This window comes from Blastococcus sp. KM273128, from assembly GCF_021698975.1.
Taxonomy (GTDB): Bacteria; Actinomycetota; Actinomycetes; order Mycobacteriales; family Geodermatophilaceae; genus Blastococcus.
The window spans coordinates 1-301 of sequence record NZ_SSXA01000214.1 but is presented as its reverse complement, the minus strand read 5'-3'; the positions used below and the strand labels follow the sequence as shown (position 1 = coordinate 301).

At 64.5% G+C, this 301-nt stretch carries 1 rRNA gene; it reads right to left on the bottom strand.

Going from position 1 to position 301, the window contains the following annotated elements:
• Positions 1 to 301 (bottom strand): 23S ribosomal RNA (locus tag E9529_RS21635); the annotation flags it as partial.

Here is a 301-nt window from a genome sequence, read left to right as displayed (position 1 = left end):
ACCGGCGTCGGTGGGTTAGCATCGCTGGGTTCAGCATGGGCGTTCCTTCGCGGGTACGGGAATATCAACCCGTTGTCCATCGACTACGCCTGTCGGCCTCGCCTTAGGTCCCGACTCACCCTGGGCGGATTAGCCTGGCCCAGGAACCCTTGGTCTTCCGGCGGGGGAGGTTCTCACTCCCCTCTCGCTACTCATGCCTGCATTCTCACTCGTGTGGCGTCCACGGCTGGATCACTCCGCCGCTTCCACCGCCACACGACGCTCCCCTACCCATCCACACACCTGGCCGGCCCTGCAAGAG